This window comes from Parafrigoribacterium soli, assembly GCF_040227235.1.
GTDB classification, from domain to species: Bacteria; Actinomycetota; Actinomycetes; order Actinomycetales; family Microbacteriaceae; genus Parafrigoribacterium_A; species Parafrigoribacterium_A soli.
On record NZ_JBELNZ010000003.1, the window covers coordinates 86233 to 102521 of the forward strand.

Consider the following 16289-nt stretch of genomic DNA (forward strand, 5'->3'; position numbering starts at 1 on the left):
ACTCCATTTTCTGTGTTGTTGTGATCGGGTTATGGGTTGGGATTGGACGAACTCGCTGCGAGTACCGCGGAGCGGGCCTCGGTAGCGCTGCTCGCCGAGAGTGCAATCTCGGCGAACTCCTGTGCTTGCACAAGCGTGAAACGGCGAAGCTCCGCGCGCACTCCGGCGAGGGCTGCGGGCGACATCGAGAGTGATGTCGCCCCCAGCCCGACGAGCACGACGGCGAGCAACGGATCGGCCGCAGCCTCGCCGCAGATGCCCACAGGCTTGCCGAGGGTCGCTCCCGCGCGGCCGACCTCGCCGACGAGGCGCAGTACGGCCGGATGCCACGGGTCCTGGAACGCGGAGACCGAGCCGAGCAGGCGGTCTGCCGCGAGCGTGTACTGAGTGAGGTCATTCGTGCCGATGCTGGCAAAATCCGCTTCGGCGAGGATGCGGTCCGCGAGCAACGCGGACGAGGGCACCTCGACCATCACCCCGGCGGTGGTCACTCCGGCCTCCCTCGCGAGAGTGGTGAAGTAGTGCGCCTCCTCCACGGTGGAGACCATCGGTGCCATGACCCAGAGCTCCGCCTCCGTCGCGGCGTCGGCCGCGGCGAGAGCGCTGAGCTGATCGCGCAGGATCTGCTCGTTCGCCCGGAGCGCCCGCAGCCCGCGCAGTCCGAGCGCGGGGTTCTCTTCCTGCGCCGCGTTGAGGAAACTCAGTGGCTTGTCGGCGCCGGCATCGAGGGCTCGCACGACGACCTTGCGGCCCGGGAACGCTGCGAGCAGCTTGGTGTAGTGCTCCTGCTGCTCGGCCACCGTCGGTGCGGTCGTGGCGTCGAGGAAGAGGAACTCGGTGCGGAACAGACCAACGCCCTCCGCGCCGAGTTCGATCGCCTCTGCGGTTCCCTTCGCAGAGCCGAGGTTGGCCAACAGCGGAATCGGCGTGCCATCGGCGAGCGCACCCGGCCCGACCGGAACGGCCACCTCAGCTGCGCGTTCGGTGATGCGATCGCGCGTCTCGGCCAGGGTCTTCTCGTCCGGGTCGACCGTGACGAGGCCGGCCGTGGCATCCACGATTACGACGGTGCCGTCATCGACCGAGAGTGCGTCGACGGCACCGACGATGGCCACGATCGACTTTTCGCGCGCGAGGATGGCGGTGTGCGAGGTCGGTCCGCCGTCGCTGGTCACGAGGGCGATGATCTTGTCGAGGTCGAGCAGCGCGGTGTCGGCGGGTGCGAGGTCGCGCGCGACGAGCACGAAGGGATAGTCGGGGTCGGGCACGCCGGGCGCCGGCACACCCCTGAGCTGGGCGACAACGCGCTGCGACACGTCGTCGAGGTCGCTCGCCCGCTCCCCCATGTAACCGCCCATGCTGCTCAGCAGGTCACGGAAGCTCGCGAAGGCTTCGAAAGTGGCGCGCTCCGCGGTCTTACCCGCCGCGATGCGCGTCGCGATGTCGTCGCTGAGCGTCGGGTCCTCGGCCATGAGCGCCTGCGCATCGAGTACGTCCTTGGCGGTACCCCCGGCACGCTCGCCGCGCAGCCGGATCAGGGCTGCCACCTCAGCGAGGGCCGCGGTCGCGCGCTCCTTCTCGGCATCGGCGCCGAGGGTGCTCGGAACGTCGGCGGGTTCCGGCAGCGGTTCCGGCATCCGCAGAACGGGGCCGATCGCGAGTCCGCGACCGATCCCGACTCCCTGCAGCTGCACTGTGTCTCCCATGACCGACCGTCAGTTCTCGTCGAGATCGTTGGCCAGCAGCGCAACCAGGTCGCCGACGATGCGCTCCGCGTCCTCGCCCTCCGCGCTCACGGTCACCTCGTCGCCGTGGTCGATTCCGAGCGAGATGACGCCGAGGATGCTCGCGGCATTCACCGACTTGCCGCCCTTGCTGAGCTGCACCGGAACTCCGGCCGCGGCCGCGGCCTGCGTGAAGATCGATGCCGGCCTCGCGTGCAATCCGTGAGCGGATGCGATGCGAATGGTCTGTTCAGCCACGGGAACTCCCTGGGGTCGGGGAGCCGGCGATCGCGACTCCGTCGTCTGCGGATGGGGTGAGAAGTTCGTCGAGAAGATCGAGCGCCTTCGAGGCTCCCGCGGCATCGAATGCCAGTGGCGGGAGCAGTATCGCGGGCACACCGGCGGCGGCCGCGTCCCCACGGAGTCGCGCAAACTCGTCGGCGAGGTGAGAACCGACGAGAACGGCGCTGAGCTCGCCCAGTCGCTCGGCCACGTCAGCCTGGCTGCCGGCGTCGATCGCCAGCTGGAGGCCGCGAGAAGCGGCGACCCTGCGCATCCAGTGCACGAGGAAGGTGCTCGATGCCCCGGCGCCGCACACGACCAGAATTCGCTGCACGGCTCGCCTCCTCGCGACTGTCGAACACCGGCCGAACCCGACGATCGACCGTGCCCCCATGATGGCCCAGCCGCTCGCCGGCCCGCCAACAGACTTGGTTCCGCACCCCCGGAAGAGGGTCACCGCCGCGAGCGAGCGCACCGCTCCCCGGCGCGGACGCGCCCTCTCTGCAAGAATGACGTGAGGGGCGCCGGACCTTGGCCACGGGCCTGGTCCTTGATCAGAGGAGATCGCGCGATGCACTCCACGAGTGGGATCAGATGATCGACAAGCACGAACGCCTGCTCGATTATCTCGTTCAGGTTGAGGGCTGGGTCACGGCCGCGGAACTCGCGGATCAGTTGGGTGTCACCACGCGCAGCGTCAGGAGCTACGTCACCGCCATCAAGGCGTCGGCCAGACCGCTCGAGGTGATCGAGTCGTCGACGAGCGGCTACCGGCTCAGCCGCGAGTCGTACACCGCGTTCCTCGCGAAGACCAGGCAGCCCGGCGGCGAACCGGAGACGCCCCGGGATCGCGTCTACCACCTCGTGCGCCGACTCGTCGATGCGCCGGAGGGACTCGATGTGTATTCGCTGGCGGAGAGCCTCTTCGTCAGCGAGTCGACCATCGAGACCGATCTGCGCAAGGTGAAGACGCTCGTCGAGGAGTCAGAGCTCACCCTCGTTCGCAGGGGAACGCAGATCTCTCTCGCCGGTTCCGAATACGACCTGCGCCGGCTGCTCAGCCGAATGTTCCGCGAGGGCGGCGCCCAGGGCTTCCTCGAGCTCGAGAGCATCCAGCGCGAGTTCGAATCCGCAGACCTGCGGGCCTTCAAGACCGACCTCATCGCGATGCTGGATGCGCACGGCTATTTCGTGAACGAATACGGCATCAACAATGTGCTGCTCCACGTCGCGATAGCGGTCGATCGCACCTCGAAGGGACAGCTGCCGTTCGGGGAGACCCCCGGACCGGGCGGCAGGCCCATCGCCGACATCCCCGACCAACTCTCCGAGCTGATCGTGCGCCACTTCGGTGCGACGCTCCGCGGCCCTGACCTCGACTACCTCGCCCTGCTGCTCACCACCCGCGTCGTCACGCCGGGTCGCGACCCGGACGAGGCGCTGAAGGCTGTCGCAACCTCGAATGACGAGACGCTCGCGAGCATCCGCCGCATCATTGCGAGGGTCGCCGAGGAGTACATGATCGACCTCGACGACGACGAGTTCACCGTGCGCCTCTCGCTGCACGTGCAGAACCTCGTCGCCCGCGCGCAGGACAAGTCGTATTCGCGCAACCCGATGACGAGGTCGATCAAGACGTCGTACCCGATGATCTACGAGCTCGCGGTCTTCATGGCCAGTGAGATCCAGCGCGCCGAGTCCATCACCATCCACGATGACGAGATCTCCTACATCGCGCTGCACATCGGCTCGTACCTCGAGCGACAGGCCCGGCGCGAGGAGCGGGTCACCTGCGCGATCGTCTGCCCCAACTACTACGACCTGCACCTGATTCTGCGCGAGCGGCTGGAGGCGGTGCTGGGCGACGAACTGCAGGTCGATATCGTCATCACGCGCAACGACGTCGACTGGGGCGAGCTCGCGGCCGACCTCGTGCTCACCACGATCCCCAGCGCACCCTTTGCCGACAACGTCGTCATCATCCAACCCTTCCTCACGGAGAACGACATCGACGCAATCCGTCGAGCGGTCAGTCGGGTGCGCCGCCAGCGCCGCCGCCTGCACCTCAAGGACGAGCTGCTCATGTTCTTCGACGAGTCGCTGTTCCTGCGCAACTTCCACGCGGCAGACGAGATCGCGATGATCCGCGCGCTCGGCGAACGCATGGTCGAGGCCGGAGTCATTCAACCGGCCTACATCGACGGCGCGATCGAACGAGAGCGGATGTCGTCGACGGCTTTCACGGACAACATCGCCGTTCCGCACGCCATGGCCATGTCCGCGAAGCGCACCGCGATCTGCATCGTGGTGAACGACGCGCCCATGGACTGGGGAGAGAATCGCGTGAACGTCATCGCGCTCATCGCCTTCAGCGCGAGCGACCGCACCAATTTCCAGTCGGTATTCGACCAGTTCGTCTCTGTCTTCTCCGACCGCGACGACGTGCAGCGGCTCGTGCACCGCGCCGTCGATTTCCCCTCGTTCATCGAGGCGCTGGTGCACGGCATCGAAAAGTAGCGCGTCGCCGCTCAGTCGTCGGAAATCGCGCCGACAAACACGCTGGTCGAGTAGGCCGCGACGAAGGAGCAGCCGTGTCGAGAAGCGAACTACGGGATGGGGACCGGGGTGACGCCGAGCGGAGCGAGCCCGGCCGCGCCACCATCCTCCGCGGTCAGCACCCAGATGCCGTCGGCGTGCACGGCGATCGAGTGCTCCCAGTGGGCGGCGGTGCTTCCGTCTTTCGTCGTCACCGTCCAGCCGTCCTCGCGCACGAAGGTATCGATGCCGCCGAGCGTCACCATGGGCTCGACCGCGACCACGAGACCGGGCCGCACCGCCGGGCCGCGATCGCGCACCCGGTAGTTGAACACCGGCGGCTCCTCGTGCATCGAGCGACCGATGCCGTGGCCCACGTAGTCCTCGAGGATGCCGTAGCTACCCCTCGATTCGATGTAGTCCTCGATCGCGCCGCCGACCTCGCCGAGATGGCGCGCCCTCGCCAGCGCAGCGATGCCGTGCCAGAGGGACTGTTCGGTGACATCCGCAAGCTTCTGACGGTCGGCTACCAGCTCGGGCCGGGTGCGATCGGGCACCACGAGACTGAAGGCCGCATCGCCGTTCCAGCCTCCGAATTCTGCGCCGCTGTCGATCGAGACGATGTCGCCGGCCTCGAGCACACGATCACCTGGGATGCCGTGCACGACGTCGTCATTCACCGATGTGCAGATCGTGTGTCGGTAGCCGGGTTCCTTCATGAAGTTGGGAACGCCGCCGCCGTCGCGGATGGCCGACTCGGCCAGCGCGTCGAGCTCCGCCGTTGTGACGCCCGGTCTGATCGCGGCTCGCACCGCGTTCAGTGACGCGGCCGTCAGAAGACCCGGCTTCGTCATCAGCCGCAGTTCGGCCGGAGTCTTGTAGATACTGCTGCGCCTGCGCACCGGCGATCAGCCTACGGCGCGGTCGTTCTCCACAGGGCGGATGCCGCGTTCGGCCAGCGCTGTGGAGATGCGCTCTGCCACGTCCTCGACCGATCCCAGGCCATCGACCTCGATCAGGAGGCCGCGCGTGCGGTAGATGGCGATGAGCGGTTCGGTCTCGCGGAGGTAGACATCCTGGCGGTGACGGATGGCCTCTTCGGAGTCATCGACGCGGCCTTCGGCGACGGCGCGCTTGCGAAGGCGTTCGACGATGGCGTCGCGGTCGGCAACCAAGCGGATGACGGCGTCGACCGCTGTGCCGCGCTCGGCGAGAAGCGAGTCGAGGAAGCGCACCTGGTCGGTCGTGCGTGGATAGCCATCGAGCAGGAATCCGTCGAGCGCGTCGGATTCGTCGAGGCGATGGCTCACGAGAGCGTTGGTGAGCTCGTCGGGAACATAGTCACCGGCGTCGACGATCGCCTGCACCTGCAGGCCGAGCTTCGTCTTGTTTGCGATGTTGAAGCGGAAGATGTCGCCCGTGGAGATGGTGGGGACGCCGTAGAGGGCGGTGATCCGCTTGGCCTGAGTGCCCTTGCCTGCGCCCGGGGGGCCGACGATCAACAGCCGGGTCACCGGAGAAGGCCCTCGTAGTGCCGTTGCTGCAGCTGCGCATCGATCTGTTTGACGGTCTCTAGGCCGACGCCGACGATGATGAGGAGGCTCGCGCCGCCGAACGGGAAGTTCTGGTTGGCGCCGAACAAGGCGAGAGCCACAAGCGGAATCAGGGCGATGAGGGCGAGGTACAGCGCGCCGGCGAGCGTGACTCGCGTGAGCACGTAGTCGAGGTATTCCGCCGTGGGGCGGCCCGCGCGAATGCCGGGGATGAAGCCGCCATACTTCTTCATGTTGTCGGCCACCTCCTCGGGGTTGAATGTGATCGCCACGTAGAAGTAGGTGAACCCGACGTTGAGCAGGAAGTAGACGAGCACGTACATCGGGCTGTCGCCGGACTGCAGGTTGTCGGTGATCCAGGTGACCCAAGGCGCCGGCAGCTTGCCATCCTTCGGGGCGTTGAACTGCGCGATCAGCGCCGGCAGGTACAGCAGCGAGGAGGCGAAGATGATCGGGATGACCCCGGCCATGTTCACCTTGATCGGGATGTACGTGTTGTTGCCGCCGTAGGTGCGCCGGCCGATCATCCGCTTCGCGTATTGCACCGGAACTCGGCGTTGAGACTGCTCGACGTAGACCACGAGTCCCGTGATCACCAGTCCGAGCACGAGCACGAGGAGGAAGACCTCGAAGCCCTTCGACGTCTGGATGGCCCAGAGCGAGCTCGGGAACTGCGCGGCGATGGAGATGAAGATGAGGAGCGACATGCCGTTGCCGACGCCACGCTCGGTGATCAGCTCACCCATCCACATGATGAGGCCGGTGCCGGCGGTCATCGTGATGACCATGAGCAGGATGGCGTACCAGGCGTTGTTGGTGATGAGCTGGCTGCACTCGGGGGTGCCGCTGGACGCCGGGAACAGGGCGCCGCTGCGAGCGACCGTGACGAGGGTCGTGGACTGAAGTACGCCGAGCGCGACGGTGAGGTAGCGCGTGTACTGGGTCAGGCGGGCCTGGCCGGCCTGGCCCTCCTGGTACAGGGCGTCGAAGTGTGGGATGACCACGCGCAGGAGCTGCACGATGATCGAGGCCGTGATGTACGGCATGATCCCGAGAGCGAAGACCGAGAGCTGCAGCAGCGCGCCGCCGCTGAACAGGTTGACGAGGTCATAGAGACCACTCGTGCTCGTACTGCTGGTGAGACACTTCTGCACGTTGCCGTAGTCGATGAACGGGGTGGGGATGAACGAACCCAGCCGGAACAGGGCGATCATGCCGATCGTGAACCCGATCTTCTTGCGAAGATCCGGCGTGCGGAAGATCCGCGCTACGGCACTGAACACGAGGCCTCCTGGCTAAAACATTGAGCTTGCAGGTCGGGTGGCCCTTGCGGGCCACCCGCGAAGACGGCTGTGGTTACTTAACCGAGCCGCCCGCTGCAACGATCTTCTGCTGGGCAGAGCCGGAGACTTTGTCCACGGCAACGTTCAGCTTAACCGCAATGTCACCCTGCCCAAGAACCTTGACCTTCTCGTTCTTGCGCACGGCACCCTTGGCGACGAGGTCGACCGTGGTCACCTCTCCACCCTTCGGGTACAGTTCCGCAAGCTTCTCGAGGTTCACGACCTGGTACTCGACGCGGAACGGGTTCTTGAACCCGCGCAGCTTCGGGGTGCGCATCACGCTGTTCAGGTTTCCACCCTCGAGACCGACGCGAACCTGGTAACGAGCCTTCGTTCCCTTGGTACCGCGACCGGCCGTCTTACCCTTCGAGCCCTCACCACGACCGACACGCGTGCGTGCGGTCTTGGCACCGGGAGCCGGGCGCAGGTGGTGCATCTTGAGCACCTGCGGACGAGCCTCAGACTCGGCCTTGGGCGCACTCTTCGCGGCGGCCTTTGCGGGCGCCTTCTCTGCTGCGGGCTTCGCCGCAGCCTTGGCCGCAGGGGCCTTGGCCGTGGTCGCCTTTGCGGGCGCCGCGGCTTCTGACTTCTCTGTGTCAGCCATTAGTCAATCTCCTCGACCTTCACCAGGTGAGCGACGGTCTTGACGTACCCGCGGTTCTGCGAGTTGTCTTCCCTGACGACAGAATCGCCGATGCGCTTGAGTCCCAAGCTGCGCAGGGTGTCGCGCTGGTTTTGCTTTTCACTGATTTTGGACTTGATCTGGGTCACCTTCAGGCGCGCGGCCATCAGACACCTGCCTTTGCTGACTCTGCCTGGATCCGCAGGACCTGGGCTGGCACGACATGCTCGATCGACAGTCCGCGACGGGCGGCGACGGCAGCGGGCTCTTCGAGCTGCTGGAGCGCGGCCACCGTTGCGTGGACGATGTTGATCGTGTTCGAGGAACCGAGCGACTTGCTCAGAACGTCATGGATGCCGGCGCACTCGAGTACGGCGCGCACCGGACCACCGGCGATAACACCGGTACCGGCAGCGGCGGGACGCAGCAGAACGACGCCTGCCGCGGCTTCACCCTGCACGGGGTGCGGGATCGACTTGCCGACTCGGGGAACGCGGAAGAAGTTCTTCTTCGCTTCCTCGACGCCCTTGGAGATCGCGGTAGGCACCTCGCGGGCCTTGCCGTAGCCGACGCCGACCAGTCCGTTGCCGTCACCGACGACGACGAGAGCGGTGAAGCTGAAGCGACGACCACCCTTCACCACCTTGGAAACGCGGTTGATGGTGACGACGCGCTCGAGGAACTGGCTCTTGTCAGAGTCGCGGCTCCCCCGCTGCTGGTTGGGGTTACGCTCCCGACCGCCGCGGCGAGCCTCGCGAGGCTCGTTCGCCGCGCTCTGCGTTCCCGCAGCAGTCTCTACCACGGCAGCCTCGGTCGTCTCGACCTTGGTTGCTTCTGTCACTTGCTGCTCCTTGTTAGCTGATGCGGTGTCGCTCACAGGTCCAGACCACCCTCTCGAGCTCCCTCGGCAATGGCAGCGACGCGACCCGCGTACTTGCTACCACCACGGTCGAATACGACGGCGTCGATGCCTGCCTTCTTCGCGCGGTCGGCGATGAGTTCGCCCACCTTGTGCGCCTTGGCGGTCTTGTCACCGGTGAATCCGCGCAGGTCCGACTCCATGGTGGAAGCCGACGCGAGGGTGAAGCCCTTGCTGTCGTCGACGACCTGTACGAAGACGTGACGCGCAGAACGGGTGACGACCAGGCGCGGACGCGCCTCCGTGCCAACGACCTTCTTGCGCAGACGCGCGTGACGGCGACCCTTGGCGGCCGACTTGCTCTTGCCTCTAGTTCCGAGAGCCATGATTACTTACCACTCTTTCCGGCCTTGCGGCGGACTACTTCGCCCGCATAGCGCACACCCTTGCCCTTGTAGGGCTCTGGCTTGCGCAGCTTACGAATGTTGGCGGCCACCTCACCGACGGCCTGCTTGTCGATGCCGTGCACCGTCAGCTTGGTGTTGCCATCGACAGCAAAAGTGATGCCTGCCGGGGGATCGACCGTGATCGAGTGCGAGTAGCCGAGGGCGAACTCGAGCGAGTTGCCCTTCGCGGCGACGCGGTATCCGGTACCCACGATTTCAAGGCCCTTGGAGTATCCGGCGGTGACGCCGATGATCTGGTTCGCGATCAGCGTGCGAGTCAGGCCGTGCAGCGAACGCGATTCGCGCTCGTCGTCCGGACGAGTGACCAGCAGCTGGCCATCCTCGAGCTTGACCTCGATGGGGCTTGCGACGGTGAGCTGAAGCTCACCCTTCGGGCCCTTGACGGTGACGGCCGAGCCGTCGACCTTGACGTCGACACCCGCGGGGATGTCGATGGGAAGTCTTCCGATACGTGACATGTTCGATTACCACACGTAGGCGAGGACTTCCCCACCCACGCCCTTCTTCGACGCCTGGCGGTCCGTGAGGAGGCCAGAGGAGGTCGACAGGATAGCGACGCCGAGTCCGCCGAGAACGCGAGGGATCTCGGTCGACTTTGCGTACACGCGAAGTCCAGGCTTCGACACGCGCTTGATGCCCGCAATGGAGCGCTCGCGGTTGGGGCCGTACTTCAGGTCGATGGTCAGGGTCTTGCCTACGCGCGCGTCCTCGATCTTCCATCCACCGATGTAACCCTCGGACTTGAGGATCTCGGCGATGTGGGACTTGAGCTTGCTGCTCGGCATCGACACGGTCTCGTGGTACGCCGAGTTGGCGTTCCGCAGTCTGGTCAGCAGGTCTGCGACCGGATCTGTCATTGTCATGTGGTGTATTTCCTCATCTCGATTGGTTTCGACATCCGGTACACGAATGCCGACCTCATCGATCGGTGGTGCGTAATTACTGCGGGGTGTTTTCTGCCGTGCGGAAGGGGAAGCCGAGCGCCTTGAGCAGTGCGCGACCCTCTTCGTCGTTCTTGGCCGTGGTGACGACAGTGATGTCGAAGCCGCGAACCCGGTCGATCTTGTCCTGGTCGATCTCGTGGAACATCGACTGCTCGGTGAGACCGAAGGTGTAGTTGCCGTGGCCGTCGAACTGCTTGTCGCTGAGACCGCGGAAGTCACGGATGCGCGGCAGAGCGAGCGACAGCAGTCGGTCGAGGAACTCCCAGGCCCGGTCACCGCGAAGGGTGACGTGGGCGCCGATCGGCTGGCCCTCACGCAGTTTGAACTGCGCGATGGACTTGCGAGCGGCGGTGACCTGCGGCTTCTGGCCGGTGATCGCGGTGAGATCCCTGACCGCGCCATCGATGACCTTGCCATCGCGGGCAGCCTCGCCGACACCGGTGTTGACGACGATCTTCACGAGCCCGGGCACCTGGTGCACGTTCGTGAAGCCGAAGTCCTTGGTGAGCTGCGCGGAAATCTCGCTCTTGTACTTCTGCTTGAGCCTCGGCTGGATTTTGCCAGCGGGGGCAGCAGTTGCGGTGTCAGTCATTACTCTGCGTCCTTAGCCTTGCTTGAGGTCGTTGCCTTCTTGGCCGGCGCCGACTTGGCCGTGTCGGTCTTCGCCGTGCTGGCCTTCTCGGTGCTGGCCTTGGTCGACGCTGCTGCCTTGGCCGGCTTGTCGCTCTTCGCGGCTGCACCGGTCTCGGTCTTGCTGTCGGCCTTCGCCGCCGTCTTCGCTTCGACAGACTCAGTGCGGCGCTTCACGGGTGTGCGGCGCGAGTCCTTGAAGTAGCGCACACGCACCGTCTTGCCGCGGTCATCCGTCTCGACCTTGAAGCCGACGCGAGCCGGCTGCTTGGTGTCGGGGTTCACGAGCTGCAGGTTCGACACATGGATCGGGGCCTCGAGGGTCTCGATGCCACCGGTCTTCGTGCCGCGCTGCGACTGTCCGACGCGGGAGTGCTTCGTGATGAAGTTGAGTCCCTCGACGACGACGCGGTTCCGATCGACCAGCACCTCTAGCACGCGGCCCTGCTTGCCACGGTCTCCGCCGCGAGCCTGGCTGCGCCCACTGATGAGCTGGACGAGGTCGCCCTTTTTGATGTTCGCCATGACTAAATGACCTCCGGTGCGAGCGAGATGATCTTCATGAACTTCTTGTCGCGAAGTTCACGACCGACCGGCCCGAAGATGCGGGTACCACGAGGGTCCCCGTCGGCCTTCAGGATGACCGCCGCGTTCTCGTCAAACTTGATGTAGGAGCCGTCGGGACGACGGGTCTCCTTCTTGGTGCGAACGATGACCGCCTTGACGACGTCACCCTTCTTCACGTTGCCGCCCGGGATCGCGTCCTTGACCGTCGCGACGATGACATCGCCGAGGCCGGCGTAGCGACGGCCGGAGCCGCCGAGAACGCGAATCGTGAGCAGCACCTTGGCGCCGGTGTTGTCGGCGACCTTGAGCCTGGATTCCTGCTGGAGCATTTAAGTGTCCTTATTCGAAGTAAGCCAGCGGCCTACTTGGCCTTCTCGAGGATCTCGACCAGGCGCCAACGCTTCGAGGCGCTGAGCGGGCGGGTCTCGCTGATGAGAACGAGGTCACCGATGCCAGCCGTGTTGCCTTCGTCGTGCGCCTTCACCTTGGAGGTGCGGCGGATGACCTTGCCGTACAGCGGGTGCTTGACGCGGTCTTCGACCTCGACGACGACGGTCTTGTCCATCTTGTCGCTCGTCACGTAACCGCGACGGCTCTTGCGATGACCCTCGCGCTCGGCGGTGGTAGCCGCGGCGGCGTTCTTGGATTGCGCCATGACTAGGCCTCCTTCGTGGTTGCTGAGCTTGTCGAAGCATCGGCGGACTCCGGAGCCGTTGCAGCGGCATCCTCGGTCTTCTTAGTCTTCGTGGTCTTCTTGGTGGCCTTCGCCTCGACCGCGACAGGGGTGGCACGGATGCCGAGCTCGCGCTCGCGGATCACCGTGTAGATGCGGGCGATGTCGCGCTTGACGGCGCGCAGTCGACCGTGGCTCTCCAACTGGCCCGTGGCGGACTGGAAGCGCAGGTTGAACAGCTCTTCCTTGGCCTTCTTCAGTTCGTCGACGAGCCTGCCGTCTTCGAAGGTGTCGAGTTCGCTCGTGGCGAGCTCCTTGGATCCGATCGCCATTATGCGTCGCCCTCCTCGCGCTTGATGATGCGTGCCTTGAGGGGCAGCTTGTGAATGGCACGGGTCAGCGCCTCACGAGCGATGGTCTCGTTGACGCCGGCGAGCTCGAAGAGCACGCGACCCGGCTTGACGTTGGCAACCCACCACTCGGGGGAACCCTTACCGGAACCCATGCGGGTTTCGGCCGGCTTCTTCGTGATCGGGCGGTCAGGATAGATGTTGATCCAGACCTTTCCACCACGCTTGATGTGGCGGGTCATCGCGATACGCGCGGCCTCGATCTGGCGGTTCGTCACGTATGCCGGGGTCAGCGCCTGGATACCGAACTCGCCGAAGCTCACCGTGGTGCCACCGGTCGCCTGGCCGGTACGGCCGGGGTGGTGCTGCTTACGGTGCTTGACTCTGCGGGGAATCAACATGATTAGCCTTCTGCTCCTACTGCTGCCGGAGCAGCCTCTGCCTTGGGCGCAGCGGAGGCCGCGGCACCGCGACGCGGGCGGTCGTTGTCACGACCCCCATCGCGGCGGTCGTCACGACGGTCTGGCCGCTGTGACTTGGCGTTGGCCTGCTCGCGAGCAAGTTCCTTGTTGGTGATGTCGCCCTTGTAGATCCACACCTTCACGCCGATGCGGCCGAACGTCGTACGCGCCTCGTAGAAGCCGTAGTCGATGTTGGCGCGCAGCGTGTGCAGCGGGACGCGGCCTTCGCGGTAGAACTCCGAGCGGCTCATTTCTGCGCCACCGAGTCGACCGGAGACCTGGATGCGAACACCCTTGGCACCGGCGCGCTGAGCGCCCTGCAGACCCTTGCGCATTGCGCGGCGGAACGCCACACGTGCGGAGAGCTGCTCTGCGATGCCCTGGGCGACGAGCTGAGCCTCGGCCTCGGGGTTCTTCACCTCGAGGATGTTCAGCTGGATCTGCTTGCCCGAGAGCTTCTCGAGGTCGGTGCGAATGCGCTCCGCCTCGGCGCCACGACGGCCGATCACAATGCCCGGACGGGCGGTGTGGATGTCGACGCGAACGCGGTCACGGGTGCGCTCGATCTCGATGCGCGCAACACCTGCGCGGTCGAGCGAGGTCTTGAGCAGGTTGCGGATCTTCACGTCTTCTGCGACATAGTCGCTGTAGCGCTGACCGGCCTTGGTGCTGTCCGAGAACCAACGCGACACGTGGTCGGTGGTGATTCCCAGACGGAAACCGTAGGGGTTTACTTTCTGGCCCATTACTTCTTTCCCGCCTTCCTGGCAGTGACTGCCACGTCGGCTGTGCTGGTCTCATCTGGTGTCGCCAGCACGATCGTGATGTGGCTGGTGCGCTTCAGGATCTGGAACGCGCGTCCCTGTGCGCGGGGCTGGAAACGCTTGAGCGTCGCGCCCTCGTCGACGAAAGCCGACGACACGAACAGGTCTTGCTCGTCCAGGTAGCTGTTGCTGGCATCCGCCTTGACTCGCGCGTTGGCGATGGCCGAGGCGACCAGCTTGTATACCGGCTCGCTCGCGCCCTGCGGTGCGAACTTCAGGATGGCCAGGGCCTCCTGCGCCTGCTTGCCGCGGATCATGTTGACGACACGACGAGCTTTCGTGGGGGTCACGCGGATATGACGCACGCGTGCGATCGACTCCACCATTTCTCTCCTCCTTGCGCCCCCGCGTTAGCGGCGGCGACCCTTCTTGTCGTCCTTCACGTGTCCACGGAAGGTGCGGGTGGGCGCAAACTCGCCGAGCTTGTGCCCAACCATGGTTTCGGTGATGAACACCGGAATGTGCTTGCGACCGTCGTGCACCGCGATGGTGTGTCCCAGGAAAGACGGGATGATCATCGAACGGCGCGACCAGGTCTTGATCACGTTCTTGCTGTTGGCCTCATTCGCCTTCGCCACCTTGCGAAACAGGTGGTCGTCGACGAAGGGGCCCTTCTTAAGACTGCGTGGCATCTTCTCGAACTCCTACTTGCGCTTCTTGCCGGCGTTACGGCGGCGAACGATGAGCTGGTCGCTCTCTTTGTTGGCATGACGGGTGCGGCCCTCTTTCTGGCCCCACGGCGTCACCGGGTGACGTCCACCAGAGGTCTTACCCTCACCACCACCGTGCGGGTGGTCGACCGGGTTCATGACGACACCACGCACGGTCGGGCGGACGCCCTTCCAGCGCATGCGGCCGGCCTTACCCCAGTTGATGTTCGACTGCTCGGCGTTGCCGACCTCGCCGATGGTTGCGCGGCAACGCGCATCCACGTTGCGGATCTCGCCGGACGGCAGACGAAGCTGCGCGTACGGGCCGTCCTTGGCAACGAGTCGAACTGATGCACCGGCCGAGCGTGCCATCTTGGCACCGCCGCCCGGCTTCAGTTCGATCGCGTGGATCACGGTACCGACGGGGATGTTCTTGAGCGGCAGGTTGTTGCCCGGCTTGATGTCGGCGGAAGGACCGGACTCGACGATGTCGCCCTGCTTGAGCTTGTCTGGCGCGATGATGTAACGCTTCGTGCCATCGAGGAAGTGCAGCAGTGCGATGCGAGCCGTGCGGTTCGGGTCGTACTCGATCTCGGCGACCTTGGCGTTCACGCCGTCCTTGTCATTGCGACGGAAGTCGATGACGCGGTACTGGCGCTTGTGGCCACCACCGATGTGACGGGTCGTGATGCGACCGGCGTTGTTGCGACCACCGGTCTTCGGCAGCGGACGCAGGAGCGACTTCTCCGGAGTCGAGCGCGTGATCTCGGCAAAGTCTGCAACCGAGGAACCGCGGCGACCAGGGGTCGTGGGCTTGTACTTACGAATAGCCATGAGTTATCTCCCTGATCCCTAGCCGACAGCCGTGAAGATGTCGATGGAACCGGACTTGAGTGTGACGATGGCGCGCTTGGTGTCCTTGCGCTTGCCGGTGCCGAACTTGGTGCGACGGGTCTTGCCCTTTTTGTTCAGGGTGTTGATCGACGCAACCTCCACGCTGAAGATCTTCTCGATCGCCAGCTTGATCTCGGTCTTGTTCGAGCGCGGGTCCACGATGAACGTGTACTTGCCCTGATCGATCAGACCGTAGCTCTTCTCGGAGACGACGGGCGACAGGATGACGTCGCGCGGGTCCTTGTTGGTGGCGGTCATGCGCTGACCTTCTCCTTCTTGTCTTCCTTCGCAGCGGTGAACGCCTCGAATGCACCCTGGGTGAAGACGATGTCGTCGCTCACGAGCACGTCGTAGGCGTTGAGCTGGTCGTACGGCAGCACGTGCACCGTCGGGATGTTGCGAACGCTCTTGTAGCTGAGCTCGTCGCTGCGCTCGAGCACCACGAGAACGTGCTTGCTCGACGCAATCGTGTTCAGCAGCGTAACGATCGCCTTGGTCGACGGCGTGTTGCCGACGGACAGCGAGTCGATGACGTGGATGCGCTCGCCACGAGCACGATCGGAGAGCGCGCCACGCAGGGCCGCCGCGATCATCTTCTTGGGGGTGCGCTGCGCATAGTCGCGCGGGTGGGGTCCGTGGACGATGCCACCGCCGGTCATCTGAGGCGCACGGATCGAGCCCTGACGAGCGCGACCAGTTCCCTTCTGCTTGAACGGCTTGCGGCCCGCTCCCGACACCTCGCCGCGGCGGAGGGTGTTGTGCGTTCCCTGGCGAGCCGCAGCGCGCTGCGCGACGACTACCTGGTGGATGAGCGGCACGTTGGTCTGGACATCGAAGGTCTCGGCGGGCAGGTCGACAGAGCCGACCTTCTTGCCCGAGGAGTCGATGACGTCAAGTGAGGTAGCCATGTA

The 16289-nt window shown here is 65.1% G+C and carries 24 protein-coding genes and 1 pseudogene; 1 reads left to right on the forward strand and 24 read right to left on the reverse strand.

Annotated features, from left to right (window positions below; genetic code table 11):
- Positions 1–29: 29 nt before the first annotated feature.
- From ptsP to ABUA37_RS08625, 3 genes are read right to left on the reverse strand one after another with little or no spacing between them, the layout of a single operon-like run.
- Positions 30–1706, reverse strand: a complete 1677-nt coding sequence (ptsP, locus tag ABUA37_RS08615) for a phosphoenolpyruvate--protein phosphotransferase (RefSeq protein ID WP_349898747.1) — start codon at positions 1704–1706, stop codon at positions 30–32.
- A gap of 9 nt (positions 1707–1715) precedes the next feature.
- On the reverse strand, positions 1716–1982 hold the full coding sequence (locus ABUA37_RS08620; RefSeq protein ID WP_349898748.1) for an HPr family phosphocarrier protein: 267 nt from the start codon (positions 1980–1982) through the stop codon (positions 1716–1718).
- Positions 1975–2340 carry a PTS sugar transporter subunit IIB gene (locus ABUA37_RS08625; protein ID WP_349898749.1) on the reverse strand — a complete coding sequence of 122 codons (366 nt, stop codon included), beginning with the start codon at positions 2338–2340 and terminating at the stop codon, positions 1975–1977. The genes ABUA37_RS08620 and ABUA37_RS08625 overlap by 8 nt, the downstream gene beginning before the upstream one ends.
- A 260-nt stretch (positions 2341–2600) precedes the next feature.
- Between ABUA37_RS08625 and ABUA37_RS08630 the strand changes: the two genes are divergently transcribed.
- The gene (locus ABUA37_RS08630) at positions 2601–4523 is read left to right on the forward strand and encodes a BglG family transcription antiterminator (protein ID WP_349898750.1); all 1923 of its coding nucleotides are present in this window, start codon (positions 2601–2603) and stop codon (positions 4521–4523) included.
- Between the two features lie 89 nt (positions 4524–4612).
- On the opposite strand, the gene map is transcribed toward ABUA37_RS08630, so the two are convergent.
- The 21 genes and pseudogenes from map to rplD form a co-directional block, all read right to left on the reverse strand.
- Complete coding sequence (gene map, locus ABUA37_RS08635) at positions 4613–5443, reverse strand: type I methionyl aminopeptidase (protein ID WP_349898751.1); 831 nt, start codon at positions 5441–5443, stop codon at positions 4613–4615.
- 6 nt (positions 5444–5449) lie between these two features.
- Entirely contained in the window at positions 5450–6055 is a 606-nt protein-coding gene (locus ABUA37_RS08640) for an adenylate kinase (protein WP_349898752.1), read from the reverse strand.
- On the reverse strand, positions 6052–7377 hold the full coding sequence (secY, locus tag ABUA37_RS08645; protein ID WP_349898753.1) for a preprotein translocase subunit SecY: 1326 nt from the start codon (positions 7375–7377) through the stop codon (positions 6052–6054). Before secY ends, ABUA37_RS08640 begins: the two co-directional genes overlap by 4 nt.
- Positions 7378–7450: 73 nt before the next feature.
- Entirely contained in the window at positions 7451–8041 is a 591-nt protein-coding gene (gene rplO, locus ABUA37_RS08650) for a 50S ribosomal protein L15 (protein ID WP_349898754.1), read from the reverse strand.
- Entirely contained in the window at positions 8041–8226 is a 186-nt protein-coding gene (rpmD, locus tag ABUA37_RS08655; RefSeq protein WP_325518113.1) for a 50S ribosomal protein L30, read from the reverse strand. The genes rplO and rpmD overlap by 1 nt, the downstream gene beginning before the upstream one ends.
- Complete coding sequence (gene rpsE / locus ABUA37_RS08660; protein WP_407075367.1) at positions 8226–8900, reverse strand: 30S ribosomal protein S5; 675 nt, start codon at positions 8898–8900, stop codon at positions 8226–8228. Before rpsE ends, rpmD begins: the two co-directional genes overlap by 1 nt.
- 32 nt (positions 8901–8932) lie before the next feature.
- The gene (gene rplR, locus ABUA37_RS08665; protein ID WP_349898755.1) at positions 8933–9304 is read right to left on the reverse strand and encodes a 50S ribosomal protein L18; all 372 of its coding nucleotides are present in this window, start codon (positions 9302–9304) and stop codon (positions 8933–8935) included.
- Between the two features lie 2 nt (positions 9305–9306).
- The gene (gene rplF / locus ABUA37_RS08670) at positions 9307–9843 is read right to left on the reverse strand and encodes a 50S ribosomal protein L6 (RefSeq protein ID WP_349898756.1); all 537 of its coding nucleotides are present in this window, start codon (positions 9841–9843) and stop codon (positions 9307–9309) included.
- 6 nt (positions 9844–9849) lie between these two features.
- Positions 9850–10248, reverse strand: a complete 399-nt coding sequence (rpsH, locus tag ABUA37_RS08675; protein WP_147783464.1) for a 30S ribosomal protein S8 — start codon at positions 10246–10248, stop codon at positions 9850–9852.
- 76 nt (positions 10249–10324) lie between these two features.
- A complete protein-coding gene (rplE, locus tag ABUA37_RS08680; RefSeq protein WP_349898757.1) occupies positions 10325–10921 on the reverse strand; it encodes a 50S ribosomal protein L5 in 597 nt (198 codons plus the stop codon).
- A 215-nt stretch (positions 10922–11136) separates the two neighbouring features.
- A pseudogene (gene rplX / locus ABUA37_RS08685) lies at positions 11137–11484 on the reverse strand (50S ribosomal protein L24); the annotation flags it as partial.
- 2 nt (positions 11485–11486) lie between these two features.
- Positions 11487–11855 (reverse strand): 50S ribosomal protein L14, encoded by a 369-nt coding sequence (gene rplN, locus ABUA37_RS08690; RefSeq protein ID WP_325517345.1) that lies wholly within the window; start codon positions 11853–11855, stop codon positions 11487–11489.
- 32 nt (positions 11856–11887) lie between these two features.
- Complete coding sequence (rpsQ, locus tag ABUA37_RS08695; protein ID WP_325517343.1) at positions 11888–12181, reverse strand: 30S ribosomal protein S17; 294 nt, start codon at positions 12179–12181, stop codon at positions 11888–11890.
- A 2-nt stretch (positions 12182–12183) separates the two neighbouring features.
- Positions 12184–12531: a 50S ribosomal protein L29 gene (rpmC, locus tag ABUA37_RS08700; protein WP_349898758.1), complete on the reverse strand. Its 348-nt coding sequence runs from the start codon at positions 12529–12531 to the stop codon at positions 12184–12186.
- Positions 12531–12950 carry a 50S ribosomal protein L16 gene (rplP, locus tag ABUA37_RS08705; protein WP_325517339.1) on the reverse strand — a complete coding sequence of 140 codons (420 nt, stop codon included), beginning with the start codon at positions 12948–12950 and terminating at the stop codon, positions 12531–12533. Before rplP ends, rpmC begins: the two co-directional genes overlap by 1 nt.
- 2 nt (positions 12951–12952) lie before the next feature.
- Entirely contained in the window at positions 12953–13756 is an 804-nt protein-coding gene (rpsC, locus tag ABUA37_RS08710) for a 30S ribosomal protein S3 (protein WP_349898759.1), read from the reverse strand.
- On the reverse strand, positions 13756–14160 hold the full coding sequence (gene rplV, locus ABUA37_RS08715) for a 50S ribosomal protein L22 (RefSeq protein ID WP_349898760.1): 405 nt from the start codon (positions 14158–14160) through the stop codon (positions 13756–13758). The genes rpsC and rplV overlap by 1 nt, the downstream gene beginning before the upstream one ends.
- A 24-nt stretch (positions 14161–14184) precedes the next feature.
- On the reverse strand, positions 14185–14466 hold the full coding sequence (gene rpsS / locus ABUA37_RS08720; RefSeq protein ID WP_325517333.1) for a 30S ribosomal protein S19: 282 nt from the start codon (positions 14464–14466) through the stop codon (positions 14185–14187).
- Positions 14467–14478: 12 nt separating this feature from the next.
- The gene (gene rplB / locus ABUA37_RS08725; RefSeq protein ID WP_349898761.1) at positions 14479–15318 is read right to left on the reverse strand and encodes a 50S ribosomal protein L2; all 840 of its coding nucleotides are present in this window, start codon (positions 15316–15318) and stop codon (positions 14479–14481) included.
- Positions 15319–15336: 18 nt separating this feature from the next.
- Positions 15337–15636: a 50S ribosomal protein L23 gene (rplW, locus tag ABUA37_RS08730; RefSeq protein ID WP_325517329.1), complete on the reverse strand. Its 300-nt coding sequence runs from the start codon at positions 15634–15636 to the stop codon at positions 15337–15339.
- The gene (rplD, locus tag ABUA37_RS08735; protein ID WP_349898762.1) at positions 15633–16286 is read right to left on the reverse strand and encodes a 50S ribosomal protein L4; all 654 of its coding nucleotides are present in this window, start codon (positions 16284–16286) and stop codon (positions 15633–15635) included. The genes rplW and rplD overlap by 4 nt, the downstream gene beginning before the upstream one ends.
- Positions 16287–16289: the final 3 nt, after the last annotated feature.

Coding starts and splice junctions, on each gene's coding strand:
- ptsP (WP_349898747.1), bottom strand. CDS start 1,706: ATGGGAGACACAGTGCAGCTGCAGGGAGTCGGGATCGGTCGCGGACTC.
- ABUA37_RS08630 (WP_349898750.1), top strand. CDS start 2,601: ATGATCGACAAGCACGAACGCCTGCTCGATTATCTCGTTCAGGTTGAG.
- rplO (WP_349898754.1), bottom strand. CDS start 8,041: ATGGCTGACACAGAGAAGTCAGAAGCCGCGGCGCCCGCAAAGGCGACC.
- rpmD (WP_325518113.1), bottom strand. CDS start 8,226: ATGGCCGCGCGCCTGAAGGTGACCCAGATCAAGTCCAAAATCAGTGAA.
- rplR (WP_349898755.1), bottom strand. CDS start 9,304: ATGGCTCTCGGAACTAGAGGCAAGAGCAAGTCGGCCGCCAAGGGTCGC.
- rplF (WP_349898756.1), bottom strand. CDS start 9,843: ATGTCACGTATCGGAAGACTTCCCATCGACATCCCCGCGGGTGTCGAC.
- rpsH (WP_147783464.1), bottom strand. CDS start 10,248: ATGACAATGACAGATCCGGTCGCAGACCTGCTGACCAGACTGCGGAAC.
- rplE (WP_349898757.1), bottom strand. CDS start 10,921: ATGACTGACACCGCAACTGCTGCCCCCGCTGGCAAAATCCAGCCGAGG.
- rplN (WP_325517345.1), bottom strand. CDS start 11,855: ATGCTCCAGCAGGAATCCAGGCTCAAGGTCGCCGACAACACCGGCGCC.
- rpsQ (WP_325517343.1), bottom strand. CDS start 12,181: ATGGCGCAATCCAAGAACGCCGCCGCGGCTACCACCGCCGAGCGCGAG.
- rpmC (WP_349898758.1), bottom strand. CDS start 12,531: ATGGCGATCGGATCCAAGGAGCTCGCCACGAGCGAACTCGACACCTTC.
- rplP (WP_325517339.1), bottom strand. CDS start 12,950: ATGTTGATTCCCCGCAGAGTCAAGCACCGTAAGCAGCACCACCCCGGC.
- rpsC (WP_349898759.1), bottom strand. CDS start 13,756: ATGGGCCAGAAAGTAAACCCCTACGGTTTCCGTCTGGGAATCACCACC.
- rplV (WP_349898760.1), bottom strand. CDS start 14,160: ATGGTGGAGTCGATCGCACGCGTGCGTCATATCCGCGTGACCCCCACG.
- rpsS (WP_325517333.1), bottom strand. CDS start 14,466: ATGCCACGCAGTCTTAAGAAGGGCCCCTTCGTCGACGACCACCTGTTT.
- rplB (WP_349898761.1), bottom strand. CDS start 15,318: ATGGCTATTCGTAAGTACAAGCCCACGACCCCTGGTCGCCGCGGTTCC.
- rplW (WP_325517329.1), bottom strand. CDS start 15,636: ATGACCGCCACCAACAAGGACCCGCGCGACGTCATCCTGTCGCCCGTC.
- rplD (WP_349898762.1), bottom strand. CDS start 16,286: ATGGCTACCTCACTTGACGTCATCGACTCCTCGGGCAAGAAGGTCGGC.